Below are 17,145 nucleotides of genomic sequence, written 5' to 3'. Positions count from 1 at the left end.
AGAAAATAAGCCACACCTTAATTTAACTGACGTAGAGCTCAACGCACTAGTTATCGCTTAAGCAGATCTCAGGTTAATTAAGCACGTTAATGAGTTTAACTTGGAAAGCACACCAAAGTAGAGCGTGCTTTCACTATAAGTAGTTTAGTCGTCAGGTCCTTTTAAGGTAAACACTAAATGTTTACGCATATCTTTTAAAATCACGCCTTTTTTAAGCATTGCACTGCTTAAGCGTTTTTGCCACTTTAATAACTCAGGCTCTGCCGCAGTTAGTGCTTGTTGGTTTTCAAACTGAAAACACATCAGTAAAGAGCCTGGAAATAAATGATATTCCACATCAAACCAGCATTGCAGCATGCCTGGGATTTCAGCGCGGCCTTGTTCTTCTATTTTGTCAGCAACATTGAGGACGAGTGCTTGTTGTTTTACTTGCACAGCGGATAGTTTTTTCATGGGAGATGATCCAATTTAAAGGCTAATAAACACAGCCAAGATAGGTCATTATACCTAAGCTTGTAGGCAGCTAACAACGTTAACCTGGGTTTTAGCTACATAGAGAGTGAATTAATAAGGTGCGAAGGCTTTTGGGTTATCGCACATTATGAAACCTCTTAATTTATTTATAATTACCAGTAACCGTTAGTCGTTACTTTTCTTCTAAGTACATGTGATTATGTGGATTCAATCTGCTTTGATAAAAATAAGTTAGTGACATCAGCAACTTTTATTAACGACTCTTTATCAGTATGGCTCCAAGTTACCTTTGATCCCACACTTTCACAACAAATTACACCTAATGGTTTGTTATCAAGTATATAAATGTAATCAAGTAAAGAATAAATATCGAGTGGCTCAAAGTAAGGGCTGGTGAACTGCTTGGTTACGTTGTTGTTTCTGGCATCGGAAGCGTCGAGTACTTGATTGCTTAAAATATAGTTGAAATAAGCCGGAGAGTTTTCTGCTTTTAGAATAGTACCATTTAACACATCATTATTTTCATCAAGGCAAATTAAGCAATTTAATGTACTGTATTCCTTATTAAATAACCAAAGGCTCACTCGATTAGCATTGGGAATAAGCGCTTTTAACTCTTTGCATATTTGCTTTAGCTTCCGGTTGCTAGAAACATTAGGATCGCTAATTTTTACTGCTAAGTTTTTTAAGTTGAGGTTTTTAGGATTATAAACATTGAGTAAGCTATTGAGCTTAGCTTTATCAAACGGTTTAGTTAAGTAACCATCCATACCAATATCTAAATAATGCTCAATGTCTTGTTTAAGAGTATTTGCCGTCATAGCGATAATTGGAACGGTTTTACCTGCAGGTAGGGCTCTAATAGCCTGTGTGGCTTCTATGCCATTCATTTCAGGCATTTGTATATCCATAAAAATTAAGTCTACCGAGTGCTCCTTGAAGTACTTAACGCATTCTTTACCGTTCTCTGCGATAATTAAATTAGCATTATGTGCTTTGAGCATTTTAACAATAATAAGCTGATTTATTTTATTATCTTCGGCAATTAAAACAGTACTACCTTGAAGGTTTGTTATATCAGTGCACTGCTTCGAGGTTGGTGGCAATAAAGCAATCTCAAAGCTTTGCTCATAGGTAAACGTGGAGCCCTTATCTATTTTGCTGGTAAAGCTAAGGTGCCCCTGCATTAACTCACTTAAACGAGCGCAAATTGATAAGCCTAAACCTGTGCCTCCATATTTCCTTGAGGTTGATGAGTCGGCCTGATGAAATTCTTTAAATAAATGCTCTTGAACAGTCTCATTAATACCAAGGCCTGTATCAATAACTTCAAAGGTGAGTACTTGTGTTTGCAATGTACTATTTTTAACACTTATCTTCAGTTCTACTTGGCCAAAGTTGGTAAATTTAATCGCATTTGAGCACAGGTTATTTAAAATTTGCGAAATCCGAAGAGGATCGCCTTTTAAATTGTCTGCTATTTTTGGGTCTATCGATGTAATCAGCTTTATGCCTTTAGCAGATGCCTGCTGTAACAGGGGTTTTATTACATCGCTAATAACCTCATTAAGACTGAAGTTGATATGTTCAATTTCTAATTTGCCAGCCTCAATTTTAGAAAAGTCTAAAATATCGTTAACAATATTTGATAAGTAATGTGCTGACTTTAATATGCTTTTTAAGGTGCTGTTTTTTTCCTCTGTTGTTGTCTCTGAGATAGCAAACTCAGCTAAATTTAAAATTCCATGTAATGGGGTTCTTAGCTCATGAGTCATATTTGCCAAAAATTTACTCTTTGTGTTATTGGCGATATCCGCGGCTTCTTTTAACTTTTCTAGCTCTTTATTGTGTTCTTTTTGTTTTTCTAACGCCATAAACAGCTTTTTATTATTAAGCCGAAGCTCTAATTGCGCAATGACCTCTTTGCTCAAAACCGTGAGTGCATTTATTTGTTTGCTTGAAAGCTTTTTTGGTTTATCGCTAATAACACATAACGTACCTATAGCGTTTCCTCTTGGTGTGATGAGAGGTGCACCTGCATAAAAGCGAATATTTGGGTCGTTTGTAACTAAGGGATTATCGTGAAAGCGGGTGTCAGTAAGTGCATTTTGAACTTCGAATACGTGGTTTTTTAGAATTGCGTGAGAACAAAACGAAATATCTCGTGCGGTTTCGGCTACATCAATACCATGCTTTGACTTAAACCATTGCCTGTCAGGATCAACAAGACTTATTAGTGAGATTGGCGTTTCGCAAATATCAGATGCAAGCTGGGTTAAATCGTCAAAGGATTTTTCAGCTTCAGTGTCTAAAACGTCATACTCATATAAGTCTTTTAGCCGTGATAGTTCATCCTCAGGTGTTGACGCTTTTATCATTATGTAACCTTGTTTTTGTTATGCTTAACAATGAGTAATAGAATAAAAATAATAATGGATGCGCTAGCGTAAAATGCAATTAAATTATTATGCTTAAGTATTTAGCTTATATGACCTTTTAAATTTTTACGAATTGATTTAAAACAATCCGTCTTATAGCGAGTCAATCAACAATTTTATTTCGACCACTATTTTTTGCCTCGTATAAATAGTCATCAACGTATTTTAAGCTGCTTTGTAGGCTAATTGTGCCATCGTGGGTAAGCAGTCCAATACTGACAGTAAAGCTAATATTTTTATTACGATAGTAAACTTTATGTTCATTCACTGCGTTTTTAATACGCTCAGCTGCTTGCTTAGCTTCGGCTTTGTTTGTGTTAGGCATAATAATTAAAAACTCTTCACCGCCAAGGCGAAATACGGCGTCATTTTTTCTGGTGAGGCCATGTAAAATATTAGCGAGTTCTTTTAAACCCTTATCTCCAGCTTCGTGGCCGTAGTTATCATTTATGGCTTTAAAGTGATCTATATCGAGCATTAATAATGAAATATAGGTATTTTCATCTTGTGTTTTTAATAGCTCATCGGTAAGGAACCTGTATAAGGTTCGCCTATTTAAACATCCTGTAAGTGGGTCTACATTAGCCTGTTTTTCTAACTCTTTGTTAAGTGTAAATAGCTCTTGAGTGCGCGCCTGTATTCGTTGCTCTAAACTGGTATTAAGGGATATGAGTTTGTGTTCTATGTTTATTTCTTTGCTTACATCGTTTTGCACCGCAAAGTAATAAGCGATTTTTCCATCTCTATAAATCGGCGATATTGCCAACTCATTCCAATAGGGGTCCCCACTTTTGGTGTAGTTTAAAATTCGGGTGCTTATAGGTAGCCCTTTTTTGAGGTGAGTTTTAAGTTTAGCTATCGTTTTTAAATCAGTGTTTTCACCTTGTAAAATAGAGCCGAGCTTTTTGCCTTCGACTTCAAAAAGGCTATACCCTGTCATTTTTTCGAATGATCCATTAACCCAAATAACATGCTTATTTTTATCGGCAATGACCATTCCTACCGTAGTTTCTTTGAGTGCAGTAACTAAAAAGTCTCGTTCAAGGGCTATTTTTTCACTTCCTGTTATATCCTGAAAAATGCCGTATAGCTTAGTAATTTCACCGTTTTTATTTCTTGATACGTTACCGCTTGATATCACCGTGCGTTCTTGTTGGTCGTCATCTACAACACGTAATTTTATACAACTCCATTCTTGCCCCGTTAAAAGCGCATTTTCGACAGCGCTGGCTATTTTGGGCTTATCATCTGCATGATAAAAGTTTATTGCAGTATCTAACTGTGGTGAATAGCGACTAGGGGAAACACCATGGATAGTGTAAATTTCATCGGTCCAAAATAATTGGTTGCTATTACAGTCGAGCTGCCAATAACCTACTTTTAAAACTTCGCCTGCGTTTTCTATGATGGTTTGTAATTCGTTATTACTAATAACAGACGAAACCTGTGCAAAGTGTTGATTAAAAATTAATACAGTATAGTGATGTTGGTTTTGATCCACATTATGTAAGCAGCAATTCAGTTTAATAGAGTAATCGGTTGCAAATGTGAGCTCAATATCAAATTGGTCTAACTCATTATGTTGCGATTTTAGTGCGAGAATTTGTTGTTGTAATAGTGTTTTGCTTTGAGTTGTACAACAGGCATACAGGCTTTCAATGGTTGGCATGTTTTTGGTTGTAATATTTAGCTCTGACCACCCATCTGAGAGATAACTGAGCTGATGATGGTTATCAAATACCATTAAAAGAAAGTTGCATTTTTCTAGCAGTGCAATATTTATGTCTTTAATATCCATAAGCTCCCTACATATGAAAAGTATTACAACAATATGGTTGAGTATAGACATCTTCTTTTATTTTTTCCGTTTGAAGGCAGTGTAAATAGTGGTCAGAATTTTTACTAAAAACGTATTTCAGGTTTGTTTTTGTGACTTTCCTGATAAGGTATTGGTTGTATAACAATATTTTAACGTTATTTCGTTGCTGTTAACGAAAAGCGAATCATTGGAGATTTTCATGAGCATATTTCGATTGAGTGTTATTACCTCGATTTTTTTAGCCGCAAATTTTTGCGCCAGCAATGCACAAGCCAATACTAAAGTGATTCATGCGGGAGAGCTATTAAGCGTCCCTGGCGAAAAATCACAGCAAAAACAAACTGTAGTAATAGAAAATGGCAAAATAGTGTCTGTATCCGCTGGTTTTTTACCGGCCTCTCGATTTGGTGATGATGTCCAATTAATCGATTTATCGACCAGCTTTGTTATGCCAGGGCTTATGGATATGCATGTGCATTTACAAGGTGAGCTTGGGCCAGATAATAAAAAAGAACTGGTTGAAATGTCTGATGCAGATGTAGCAATGCGCAGTGTTCATTTTGCTAATAAAACCCTAATGGCGGGATTTACCACCGTGCGTGATGTAGGTAGCCAAAGCGAGCAAATGTACGCATTACGAAAAGGGGTGGCGAATGGTTGGGTTAATGGTCCGCGTATTATTGCCGGTGCTGGAGTTACTATTACTGGTGGGCATTTAGATGTTGATGGTATGAGTCCTGATTTACTCACCATAAAAACGCCACCAACAGTGTGTGATGGCGCAGTTGAGTGCCGTAAAAAAACACGTTATGCAATTAAGTATGGGGCGGATTTAATTAAAGTGGCCTCTACCGGTGGTGTGCTTTCTGATACCACCACGGGGACAGGTCAACAAATGGAAGACGATGAGCTCAAAGCCATTGTAAAAACCGCACATGGGTTAGGACGAAAAGTAGCAAGCCATGCCCATGCTGCACAAGGTATTAATGCCGCACTTCGTGCAGGGGTTGATAGCATTGAACACGGCAGTTACACCGATGAAGAAGGCATCAAGCTCTTTAAAGAAACCGGCGCTTACCTTGTACCAACGTTATTAGCTGGCGATACTGTGGTTAATATGGCAAAAAATTCAGATTTTATGTCTGCACCTATTAAGGCTAAAGCAACGAGAGTGGGGGGCGATATGCTCAACAACTTTACTAAGGCTTACAAAGCCGGCGTTAAAATTGCCTTTGGCACGGACAGTGGCGTATCAAAGCACGGTATTAACGCAAAAGAAGCCGTATTGATGTATGAAGCCGGTATGAGTACCTCCGATATTTTAAAGTCGGCAACCGTCAATGCTGCTGATTTAATTGATATGAGCCAGAGTTTAGGCACTATAGAGCCTGGTAAGTTTGCCGATATTATTGCCTTAGATTCCAGCCCACTTAGCGATATTAGCGCTTTAATGGATGTTGATTTTGTGATGAAAGAAGGCGTAATTTTCAAACAACAATAAACACTATATTTATTTTATTATGAATGACGTTATAACGCTGGTAGGTCGTACAACAAAATGTTTGTAGACGATTGACCAGCGTTATTTTTTTATACCGTTTTTAGGTAAAAAGGAAGTAGTTTATTTTGAAGAGCTTAGTGGTTTTATTTTTTAGTGTATGGCCTTTGTTAGCAAATAGTGCCTCGCAGCAACCAGTTGAATTTCCTGATGTTGAAAATGATGTAGCTTATGCAAAAGTGGCTTCATTGGGATTTAACTTAGCCGATGAAAAAATAGCCTACGGCAGTGATGAGTCACAGTACGCATTACTTTGGCGCGCAAAGCAAGCACTGGTGCAAACGCCGTTAGTTATTTTACTCCATGGTGGCTGTTGGCTTAGTGAGTACGATATTAAACACACGTATGCGTTAAGTACGGGGCTTGCACAAGCTGGCTTTAACGTGTGGTCATTAGAGTATCGAAGAAGTGGTACAAGCGGTGGTGGCTGGCCTGTCACATTTAATGATATAAAAGCCGGTATTTTAGCGGCAAGTACTTACAATAATGGCGAGTTTAAATTAGCTGACTCGGTTGCTGTAGGGCACTCTGCTGGTGGACATTTAGCACTGCTTGCAGGTGGTGAAATAAGCCAGCTTAAAGGCGTTATTGGCTTAGCCCCTATCACTGATATAAAAGCATATGCACGTGGTAATAACAGCTGTCAAAAAGTGACAAAAGATTTTATGCAAGGTATGCCAACTGATAAACCTAAGGCTTACACGCAAGCTAACCCGAGTGAGCAGCCACTTCATCCCCAAAGCATTATTTTACAAGGCGACAAAGATGCCATTGTCCCCGCTTTTAATTTAGCGCAGTTTAAACGCCCAGTGGTGATGCTCGAAGGCGTGGGGCATTTTGATTGGATCCACCCAGGATCTGAGGCATTTAGTACACTAATAAAAAATTTAAATGAGATATAAAAATGAATTTTAATGAGATTGTAGCGCTTGATAAAGCCGACCCGCTGGCTAATAAACGCGATGAATTCGATTTACCCGCAGACACTATTTATCTCGATGGTAATTCACTGGGTGCTTTACCTAAAGCCGTTAAGTCGCGCGTGGCAGAGGTGGTAAATCAACAATGGGGTAGTCACTTAATTAGAAGTTGGAACGATCACCAATGGATTGATTTACCCACTCAGGTAGGAGATAAAATAGCGCCGATTATTGGTGCTGCAAAAGGCCAAGTGATTTGTTGTGACTCTATTTCAGTTAACTTGTTCAAGCTGTTAAGTAGTGCGTTATCGTTAAGCCCTGGCCGAAATGTGGTGTTATCCACGCAAGATAACTTTCCAACCGACTTATACATGGTACAAGGGTTAAGTGACTTATTAGGCCCTGACTTATGTCAGCTTAAATTAGTAGCAGAGCAACACATTAAACAAAGCCTTAGCGATTCAGTGGCGGTGCTGCTATTAACGCAGGTGAACTTTAGAACCGGGCAGCTATTAGATATGCAAAAGCTGACCAAGCTTGCCCACGAAAAAGGCATTTTAGTGATATGGGATTTAGCCCACAGCGCGGGGGCTTTACCTGTTGAGCTCGATAACTGTAATGCAGATTTTGCTGTTGGCTGTGGCTACAAATACTTAAACGGCGGCCCGGGCTCGCCTGCATTTTTATATGTGGCAAAGCGTCATCAGGCTAGTGTAAAGCAGCCACTATCAGGCTGGATGGGTCATGCTAAACCATTTGCTTTTAATGCTGAATATCAGGGCGCTGATAATATAAATCAGTATTTGTGTGGCACACCGAGTGTGATTGCTATGAGTGCGTTAGATGCCGCCCTTGATGTATGGCAAGATGTAGATATTTCACAAATAAGAGAAAAGTCGATTGCACTCGCTGAGGTATTTACTAAATTGCTACAAACACATTCATGCTTAAGTGATTTGCGTTTATGCTCTACTGAAAATGCCTGTCAAAGAGGTAGCCAATTGGCGTTTTCACATACAGACGCGTTCGCTATATGCCAAGCGTTAATTGAAAAAGGGGTTATTGCTGATTTTCGTGCGCCCAATATATTACGCTTTGGTTTTACACCTCTTTATACCTCATTTGAAGATATATGGAATGCGGTCACGATTTTGGCTGAGGTGGTTAAAACCCAGCTATATACTCAGCCACGTTTTAATTTAGCAGGTAAAGTAACGTAACGTTATGATGAGCCATTATTCAATAATGGCTCATCAAATTACTTAAGTTAAAAAAGCATCGTGTTAGCAAAATAACTTGCTGCGCCTTTAGTCTATTGTTGCTCTTTTTTTAGATTAAAGTAATTGAGTTGCACTCTCATCTCGGTAGCTTGTTCTGCCATTTGACGTGCTGCCGCCATTGTTTCTTCTGTAATAGCCGAGTTTGCCTGGGTTAAACCGGTTAAACGTTGTACAACAAGGTTAACTTCTTTAATCGCTTGCTCTTGTGCGGAGGTTGAATGCGCTATATGTATGATATTTTTATTAACATCGCTAACAGCTTGCATTATGTGTTTTAATTTCTTCCCTGAGGTGTCTGCTAATTCCGTCCCAAGCGCTATTTTTTGATTACTATTTACAATAATACTTTTTATTTGCTTTGCCGATTTAGCACTACGCCCCGCTAAATCACCTACTTCATTAGCGACTACGGCAAAGCCTCTTCCATGATCGCCAGCTCTAGCAGCTTCCACGGCGGCATTAAGTGATAGCAAGTTTGTCTGAAAAGCGAGGTTGTCAATAACCGTAAGTATTTCGTTAATGTCTTTACTGGCTTCATTCACGTCATCAATCGCGCTAACGGTTTGTATTGATAAGCGATTTCCTTCTTCAGCAATTTGCTCTGCATTGCTTGCCAATGCCACGGCACTTTTTGATTGTTCAGATACTTTAGTTAGCTCATCTAGCATTTGCTCAGTACTTGAGCTTGCCTCTTCAAGGTTGGCTGCTTGTTCCTCTGTGCGTTTGCTTATTTCAGTATTACTTGAAGCTATTTCACCCGCATTTTGCATAACCTGACTAGCCGATACTTGAATTTCTTGAATGACATTAGTTAATTTCTCAATAGTCGCGTTGGTGTCGCTTTTAAGGGTATCGAATACGCCTTGATATTGTCCCTCTATATTTTTGGTAAGGTCACCTTTAGCTAAGTTTGACAAAACGCTACTGACTTCATTTATTGCCAATGAAACTAATGAGGTAGACTCATTAACATTATTTTTTAAATCTTCCAACTGGCCTTGTAATGGCTGTTTTAATTGATGAGAAAAATCGCCGTTTGCCATCGCAGCCATTACTTGGTTGAGGTCGTTTATGACACGTTCGAGGTTAGTTACCGAATGGTTTATATCTGTTTTTAAACTATTTAGTTGGCCTGTCATAGCCGATGAAATAGTATGATCAAAACGCCCCTGACTAATTGCTAGCATGACTGATGAAATCTCAGTTAAAGCAGTATCAATAGCAGTGATTGATGTATTGATGTTACTTTTTAGCTGCTCAAGTTGGCCGCTGGCTTCACCTTTTATCATTTTTTTAAAGTCACCTTGACTAACAAAGGTCATGACTTCACCTATTTCATTCATTACATTATTTAAATTAGCCATACTGGAATTAATATCTTGTTTTAAAATATCAAGCTGGCCAGCTAAGGGGGCCTCTAATTGCGCAGAAAACTGGCCTTGTCGTAATGCACTCATAACGTCACTAATTCCATCTATGGCAATACTTAAACTACTAACTGAGTTATTGACGCTGTCTTTTAGTTGCGCAAGTTTTCCTTTCGCTGGATAGGTGATTTGTTCTTTAAAATTACCTTGTTCTACGTTAGCCATAATATCGACAATACTATTCATTGTGTTATTTATTGAAGAGAGCGATTCGTTAATATTACTTTTTAAGGTGCCTAACTCGCCTGACATTGAGGCATTAATTTGAATATCAAATTGACCATCAGCCATAGCAATCGCAATGGTATTTAATTCGTTTATTGCTCCGTTTAGTGAACTTGCGCAATCGTTGGTTGCTTGTTTTAACGTATCTAATTCCCCTCGACATGGCGCTTCAATACGTTGATCAAATTTACCCGCAGCCATTTGATTCATAACACGGTTTGTTTCACTAATTGATAGCTGTAGTGCATTTAAAAGAGTATTAAATGCTTGAGTGCTGACTCCTATTTCATCATTTGAATAGACAGTTGCTCGTAATGAAAAGTCACCTTGTTGCTCCACTTTTTTCATTGTATCAGCCAGCGCATGTACAGGCTTTGTTAGTGTTCTCGCAAACCAATATGCGGCAATAGTAACAATAAAAATAGTGATAAAAAGAATAACAATGAGTTGTTGGGAAAGTGTTGTTATCGACTCAAAAGCTTCTTGTTCGTCCATTTCTGCTATGAGTGCCCAGCGAACATTAAATACATTTACAGGTGCAAATGCAGATAGCACCATTTCATTGTTATAATCATTTATAACATGTTGTCCTTTTTCATTTCTCAGTGCTTTGATTACAGATAAGGTATTTACTGTGCCTTTATTTGGGTTTCTAAATGAGCTTTCTACAGAATGATTTTTCGGGTCAATATAAGAGTCAGAGCGCATTAACCCCTCAGGACCTACAAGGTAGGTTTCTCCGCTTTCGCCCAACCCGCCACGTTCTTTCATGATTGAATTGACATCTTCAATCGATAATTGGGCGGCTAAAATAGCAATTGTTTTACCATCAACAACAATAGGCTTACCTATAAAGCTCGCAGGGGCGTTATATGAGGGGGAGTACTGTTTATAATCTGCAAATGCAAATGCAAATGCAATTGCTTGTGGGTCGTTGCTGTCTTTTAATTGTTGAAACAAGCTCGCTAAATTACTATCAGCGTAGGGGGCTGTTTGCAGCGATGTTGCAAAGTCGACTTCTTTATAAACAGAGTAAACAATATTGCCATTTGCTGGGTCGATAATGAAAATATCGTAGAACTTATTTATATTAGTCATATCGCGTAGATAAGGATGATATTGGCGGTGCGCTTGCTCGTAACTGTCTGATTGCTCTGTGGTGGTTAGTTTTTGTTTTTCACCAATTGGATTTGGGTTATTAGCTAGATAACGAGATTGTAGCTCAATACTTTTTGGATTCATTTGCTCTAATAGAGATGAAGAGACTGTATTTGTTGGGTTTAGCTGTTTAAATTTTGGGGTAAAAGACTCTTTATAAAAGCGATTTAGAGATTCTGATGAATCAGAAGGGGAGATATCATTAAATCCTGCTATAAACTTTGTCGCAATAGTGGCCATTTCTGGATTTGCTTGCAGCGCATTTAGTTTATTTTCAATGTTGTTAAAGTAGCGCTTAACAGCGCTTTGTTTTACTTCACTCACCGCATCTAAACGGGAATAAACCTGTTCAGTCATCGAGTTTGACGCTGCATTGATAGTAACCGTGATAATTATTGCTATTGGCACTAGAGCAACAATTAAAAAGGCGGAAATAAGTTTTTTTGTTAAATTTAAAGAATTAAAAAAGTGATTAATTGTGAGCATTACTATGTCCCTGTAATAAGGTTTGTACCTCAAATGAGCATAGAACACAATTTGTGAAGATCTAGTTCATAATTAAAGTAATGAGTTTTTATTATAAAATAGCCGAGATTGATACAGAGCGCTTTCAATTTTAATGTAATTTCAGCATGCTTTTTTAGCGGTTTAAAGCAAAAAAACGTAGAAGCATTTAAGTGCTCCTACGTTTATTAATTAATAGTCGTTCTAACGTTGAAGTTGAAAAAGCAAACGATGTTAGAGTGCGACTAAACTGCGCTCTAACATAGTTTGAATTTGCTTTACTATTTTAGCTTCAGTTTCGGGTTCAAACTGAGCAATTCGTGGGGTGTGAATATGCCCTGTCGGAATATCTGAATTTAGCTGATTTCGCAGGCGAATACTGCGATACGAAATTTCGTTAGACAAATAACCACCGCCACCGCCTCGCACTGCAATAGCGTCTTTTAATTCATCGAAACTATTAGGCTCAAAGTCTTTTTTTAGGGTAATAACATGATGGTTATCATTAATAGGAAAAGGGCCTTTTGCGCTTAACATAGCGCTAACGGGTAAGCTAAATTCTACAAACTCAGTACCTGGTAATGGGCGGTCGTTCAAGCTTGGGATGAGCGGCGCTGTTTTACTGCCTCCATACACTACATTGGCGTTGTCGGGCGCTGTTACACTGCGGCGCTTGCCTGGAAAGCGCTCAAGGTCAAAGTCTTTACTACCCATGCTAACGGTAACCACCATATCAACATTATTAAGTGCGTAATAAGGGGCAAGTAAGGATTCTATAATACCGTGATCAAAGTCTTCATAACGCACAGGCACCATCACTGTGTTTATTTCAGCACTAATCCCTTTATAGTTTATGACTTGGCCATCAAGAAGCAGTGCTGCAACACCCGATGGGTTGCTTTGGTTTATATTTCTATCAAGTAAAAACGGGTCAAATCCAGTTAATAATATTTTTTTAGAGGTGTTTTGTGAGTAGCTAAGATCGGTGCGACCCCGGCTGCCATTCTCTAGAAGTGTTAATAACACTGTTTGCTGCGCCGCGCTCAGCGAAAATGCAGGCTTTGTGGTGCGAATAATTTTGCTTGATTGTAAGCGAGCCCAGTAAAGTGCGCGATCATCTAAGTTTTGCGTTGTAGCGATGCGTTTTTTTGCACTAAACCATAATCGTTTTGAGTAGTCATTAACGGCATCTACGGCTTGTGCATAGCTTGAGAGTGACTTGAATTGCTGCTCAAATTGATTAACTTCGCTGGCAAAAGCGCTTAGTACGGCTGGCATCGCTTGGCTGGCTTTTTCAATTCGCAATTCTTCTGGGGTTAGCGGTGTGTTTAAGTTGGCTAACGCATTAGAAGAAGAAAATATTAAACTTGTGGCAATCAGTGTTTTTATCATGATGTTCCTAAACTGAGTCGTATTTGTTGTCTACTATCCTATGCCTAATATGTGGGTGCAAATAAAATCGTTGGTTGGTTTTATGTTGAAAGCAGTATAAAACCGGCGTTAAATCAAAAACTACGGGTATTTTATTAAAAAGAGTCGAAACTCTGTGGTGGGTTTAGCTACAATGGTGGCTGTGTATTTTTTAGTTTTTTAATTTTAGGCAACTATGCAACTTATTCAAATAGATAAAGCTCGTTATCGTAAACATTTAAACCGCGTTATAGTCGGTTGTGCCGCAAGCTTAGCGATTGGTAGTTTAGCTATTTCACAAACGCTTATTGCATTATTCCCCGATGAAAGTGGTAGTCATTTTCATTGGAACTTATTAGGCGTTATTGTTACGAGTATTGGTATTGGCTGGTTGTTAAATAAATACCGTACACATCCTTTTATGAGTGAGGTGGTGTATGTATGGGAGCTTAAACAAGCGCTTAATAAAATTACCCGCAAGATGGCAAAGCTTAAAGCGGCGGGACGTGAAGGTAATCCTGATGCGCTATTAGCCATTCACTATAGTTATGCAGGCTCACGCTTGTTATGGCGGCTTGACGATAACACCATCACCATGGATGATTTAGCGATTAAACAAGCCGAGTTAGATAGCGTTGCGGCTAAATATAATTTAACCCTTAATGCCGATGACTACGATGACGCAATTTTAAAGCAGTTTTAATTTATAGGAATCACAATGAGCATAATTCTCTATGGTGTCCCGCTTTCTCCCTATGTACGTAAAGTGCGTGTATGTTTAGCGCATAAACAACTAGACTATAAACTCGAAATAGTCTCGCCGTTTAATCAACCTGATTGGTTTTTAGAACTGAACCCACTAGGGCGAATTCCGGCGCTAAAAGACGACGAGTTAAGTTTGGCGGATTCTAGCGTTATTTGCCAATATCTTGATGAAAAATACCCTAATTCAGCGTCTTTACTCGGTGATACTATAGAGCAACGTGCAGCCGTTCGCTGGTTAGAAAAATACGCAGATTACGAGCTGGCTCCTTTTGCAACATTTACGGTGTTTCAGCAACGTATTATTGCTCCCACAATGCAAAAGCCAACCGATGAAGCCTTAGTGCAAAGTGCATTAAATGAAAAACTACCGCCTTTATTTGATTATTTAGAAGGTTATTTAGGGGATAACGAGTTTTTTGTTGGCGAGAGCTTAACCCTTGCCGACATTGCTGTGAGCTGCCAGTTAATGAATATGGAGCATGGTGGTGAGCAACTTGATGAGTCGCGCTGGCCTAATCTTGCAGCATTGCATAGCCGTGTAAAACAGGGTACTGCCATGCACACAATGCTTGAAGGCGAGCAAAAAATATTAGCCTCATTAAAATAATGTTTATTACTGATTTTTTGCAAAAGCTTAGGAGCTATAAGTGAAAAAAGTACTGATAGTGTGTTTGGGAAATATATGTCGTTCACCGACGGCTGAGGCGGTATTAAAAGCGCGAGCTAAAAAGTTAGGCATTGATCTGCTAGTGGACTCGGCAGGGACTATTGGTCATCATGAAGGTAATCCGCCAGATAAACGCTCTATGCAAGCTGGTGAAAAACGCGGTTATAGTTTTAAAGGTATTTTTTCGCGCAAGGTGCGCAGTAGTGATTTTAGCGAGTTTGATTTAATTTTAGCAGCTGATAAACAAAACCTGACGGATCTAACCGCACGCTGCCCTGAGCATTTGCAGTATAAGCTTGCGTTATTTTTAGAGTATGGCGAGCAAGCACAAGGCGCAATTCCCGATCCTTACTATGGCGGTGATGATGGCTTTGAAAAGGTACTTGATTTAATAGAGGCCGCCAGCGATAACATTTTAGCTAAGTTAAAGCAGAATAACCAAAAAGGCGCTTAAAGCGCCTTTGGTATGTTATTAACGGTTTACTTTAAAGTCGAGCTGTACTTTGGAAGTTGCTGCAACGGCTTTTCCATGTTCAAACTTAGGTGCATAACGCCATTGCGCTAATGCTTCTACTGCCGATTTTTCAAAGGCCACGCCACCTTCAGAACTAAGTACTTGCGGATTTTTTACAAAGCCAGACTCATCCACTTCAAACTCCATAACGACTTTTCCATCTTTACGAAAGCGCGCTTTGTTTGTAGGGTATTTAGGGTTAACGCGGTATAGCGGCGTTTGCTCTTGGCTTTCTTTCCACGGCACCATTTTAGCAATCGCGATGCAGTGTTTGGTGGCTTCATCACTTTTGCCTTGTTTTTCATACAAGCCAATCAATCTTGAGTGTGCGGTAAGCTCGGCGTTGTGATCGTAACTTAAGCTTTCATCAAACACATTTACTACACGGTTAAGTCGTTCTATTGCTTGATCGTATCTTTTTCGACCTTCTGCAAACGATGCAATTAAAAAATCAGCTTTTATTTGTTCAACTGAGTTTTTAGGTAAGTTAGCCAGATAATACTCATCGGCTTCTTCTAGGTAGTTTTTAGCTTCTCGGTATTTTTCATAGCTGAATTTATTAGCTAGTATGGTTGCCGCTTCTAGTTTCATATCAGCCACAAACTTAGGGTTGTTTTGTGTGTTTGCGATTGCTATCACTTGCTCTAAATAATAATCCGCTTTTTGAGCCGAAGGGGCAAAACTAGCCATACCGACTAAAGCATCAATGGTTTCAGGCGATTGCTTACCATGGTTATTAACTAAAATAGTATAGGCTTGTTGATAGAGCGAAAAACGCTTTTCAATCCACTGTTTACCGTATCGATTAATTGATTTTGCATAGTTAATCGCTAAGTTTGCGGTGTTATCAGCATTTTCACCGTAAACAGTTTTACCTGATGTGTAAGCCTGCTCCGCGGCTTGTTGCACATTTTCTTTGGTTTTAATCGCATTTAAATAATTTTGATACGCGTCGTTGAAAACGGTTTGAGCGTTATTTGCTTGCTCGGCAAATGACGTGGTGCTTAATAAAGATAAACTTAAGCCCATCAGTAATGCAAGTTTGTTTAGTTTCATAATGATCCCTATTATTTGTCGATAACAAATTAGCAAATTCTTATGTATATGTCATCACTTTAGGTAAATCAAGGTAAACGCTCGCTAGTAATATATTTGCGGTTAAAGATTGAAAATAGTCGTTACCGTCGCCATATATTTGCCATAAACAGTCTTGTACTACGGTGTATTTAACCTATTTTGTGATATTATCACTTTATCGTGTCGTAGTTTTTTTAATATTTGGATTGGTCGTGGCGCAAGTAAGAGCAAGAGTCCAGCTTAATGTTGGCAAAAATAGTGATATTCCTGCAGAAATTATTTCCTTTAGTGGCTTAAAAGATGGCCAAGAGCATGTTGCGTTAGTGTTTAAAAACGCCGATACCGAGCAAGATGTTCCGCTTATTCGTATGCATTCTGAATGCTTAACCGGTGATGTGTTTCACTCGTCACGTTGTGATTGCGGTGAGCAGTTAAATGAGTGTATTGAAATGATGCACGAACAAGGCGGTATTTTACTTTATTTACGCCAAGAAGGGCGTGGTATTGGTTTATACAATAAAATTGATGCGTATGTACTGCAGTCACAAGGTATGAACACTTACGAGGCCAACAATCATTTGGGCTTTGCTGATGATTTACGTGATTTTTCGGATGCCGTATTAATGCTCAATGCGCTCAATTTAAAGCATGTAAAATTAATGACTAACAATCCTAAAAAGCTTAACGCATTAAAAGATGCTGGCATAGAGGTGGACTCTGTTGTGGGCACTCATGCACACATTAAAGCTGGGCTTTCAGGTAACAAGGCGTATTTAGAGACTAAAATTAAGCATGGCTCTCATATGCTAGATATTAAGAAAATTAAAAAACCTTAGGGTCTGTTGACCTTTCAAGGTTAAATTTGCAGCAGTCTGTTTGGTATTTAGGCAAGGCAGAGCCTATGTGGTG

13 protein-coding genes are annotated in these 17,145 nt (G+C 38.8%); 7 read left to right on the top strand and 6 right to left on the bottom strand.

The window, feature by feature from the left end:
* Positions 1-144: 144 nt before the first annotated feature.
* The 3 genes from AAEY57_RS16405 to AAEY57_RS16395 all read right to left on the bottom strand — a co-directional run bounded on the left by AAEY57_RS16405 (position 145) and on the right by AAEY57_RS16395 (position 4,710).
* Positions 145-453 carry a hypothetical protein gene (locus AAEY57_RS16405; protein WP_054202281.1) on the bottom strand — a complete coding sequence of 103 codons (309 nt, stop codon included), beginning with the start codon at positions 451-453 and terminating at the stop codon, positions 145-147.
* A gap of 218 nt (positions 454-671) precedes the next feature.
* Positions 672-2,852, bottom strand: a complete 2,181-nt coding sequence (locus AAEY57_RS16400) for a GAF domain-containing hybrid sensor histidine kinase/response regulator (RefSeq protein WP_350608267.1) — start codon at positions 2,850-2,852, stop codon at positions 672-674.
* Positions 2,853-3,015: 163 nt separating this feature from the next.
* Positions 3,016-4,710, bottom strand: coding sequence for a GGDEF domain-containing protein (locus tag AAEY57_RS16395; protein ID WP_350608266.1), 1,695 nt, complete (start codon positions 4,708-4,710; stop codon positions 3,016-3,018).
* A 220-nt stretch (positions 4,711-4,930) separates the two neighbouring features.
* On the opposite strand from AAEY57_RS16395, the gene AAEY57_RS16390 reads away from it, so the two are divergent.
* The 3 genes from AAEY57_RS16390 to kynU all read left to right on the top strand — a co-directional run bounded on the left by AAEY57_RS16390 (position 4,931) and on the right by kynU (position 8,429).
* Positions 4,931-6,232: a metal-dependent hydrolase family protein gene (locus AAEY57_RS16390; RefSeq protein WP_350608265.1), complete on the top strand. Its 1,302-nt coding sequence runs from the start codon at positions 4,931-4,933 to the stop codon at positions 6,230-6,232.
* A gap of 125 nt (positions 6,233-6,357) precedes the next feature.
* Complete coding sequence (locus tag AAEY57_RS16385; protein ID WP_350608264.1) at positions 6,358-7,191, top strand: alpha/beta fold hydrolase; 834 nt, start codon at positions 6,358-6,360, stop codon at positions 7,189-7,191.
* 2 nt (positions 7,192-7,193) lie between these two features.
* Positions 7,194-8,429 carry a kynureninase gene (kynU, locus tag AAEY57_RS16380; protein ID WP_350608263.1) on the top strand — a complete coding sequence of 412 codons (1,236 nt, stop codon included), beginning with the start codon at positions 7,194-7,196 and terminating at the stop codon, positions 8,427-8,429.
* 92 nt (positions 8,430-8,521) lie between these two features.
* Here the strand turns inward: kynU and AAEY57_RS16375 are convergent, their stop codons facing one another.
* Both AAEY57_RS16375 and AAEY57_RS16370 read right to left on the bottom strand, forming a co-directional pair.
* Entirely contained in the window at positions 8,522-11,785 is a 3,264-nt protein-coding gene (locus AAEY57_RS16375) for a methyl-accepting chemotaxis protein (RefSeq protein WP_350608262.1), read from the bottom strand.
* Positions 11,786-12,037: 252 nt separating this feature from the next.
* Complete coding sequence (locus AAEY57_RS16370; protein ID WP_008465949.1) at positions 12,038-13,195, bottom strand: PA0049 C-terminal domain-containing protein; 1,158 nt, start codon at positions 13,193-13,195, stop codon at positions 12,038-12,040.
* 214 nt (positions 13,196-13,409) lie between these two features.
* Here AAEY57_RS16370 and AAEY57_RS16365 point away from each other — a divergent pair, with 214 nt between their 5' ends.
* The 3 genes from AAEY57_RS16365 to AAEY57_RS16355 are packed head-to-tail and all read left to right on the top strand — an operon-like array spanning position 13,410 to position 15,099.
* On the top strand, positions 13,410-13,916 hold the full coding sequence (locus tag AAEY57_RS16365) for a DUF3087 domain-containing protein (protein WP_069439201.1): 507 nt from the start codon (positions 13,410-13,412) through the stop codon (positions 13,914-13,916).
* A 15-nt stretch (positions 13,917-13,931) separates the two neighbouring features.
* Positions 13,932-14,585 carry a glutathione S-transferase family protein gene (locus AAEY57_RS16360; RefSeq protein WP_028834387.1) on the top strand — a complete coding sequence of 218 codons (654 nt, stop codon included), beginning with the start codon at positions 13,932-13,934 and terminating at the stop codon, positions 14,583-14,585.
* Between the two features lie 40 nt (positions 14,586-14,625).
* Positions 14,626-15,099, top strand: a complete 474-nt coding sequence (locus AAEY57_RS16355; protein ID WP_008465952.1) for a low molecular weight protein-tyrosine-phosphatase — start codon at positions 14,626-14,628, stop codon at positions 15,097-15,099.
* A gap of 18 nt (positions 15,100-15,117) precedes the next feature.
* Here the strand turns inward: AAEY57_RS16355 and AAEY57_RS16350 are convergent, their stop codons facing one another.
* Entirely contained in the window at positions 15,118-16,215 is a 1,098-nt protein-coding gene (locus tag AAEY57_RS16350; RefSeq protein ID WP_350608261.1) for a TonB family protein, read from the bottom strand.
* A gap of 233 nt (positions 16,216-16,448) precedes the next feature.
* Between AAEY57_RS16350 and AAEY57_RS16345 the strand changes: the two genes are divergently transcribed.
* On the top strand, positions 16,449-17,072 hold the full coding sequence (locus tag AAEY57_RS16345) for a GTP cyclohydrolase II (protein WP_008465954.1): 624 nt from the start codon (positions 16,449-16,451) through the stop codon (positions 17,070-17,072).
* The last annotated feature ends 73 nt before the right edge of the window (positions 17,073-17,145 follow it).

The organism is Pseudoalteromonas sp. MER144-MNA-CIBAN-0113 (assembly GCF_040308965.1).
In the GTDB taxonomy this organism is placed as follows: Bacteria; Pseudomonadota; Gammaproteobacteria; order Enterobacterales; family Alteromonadaceae; genus Pseudoalteromonas; species Pseudoalteromonas tetraodonis.
The sequence above is the reverse complement of the archived record's forward strand: the minus strand, read 5'-3'. Positions and strand labels throughout refer to the sequence as shown.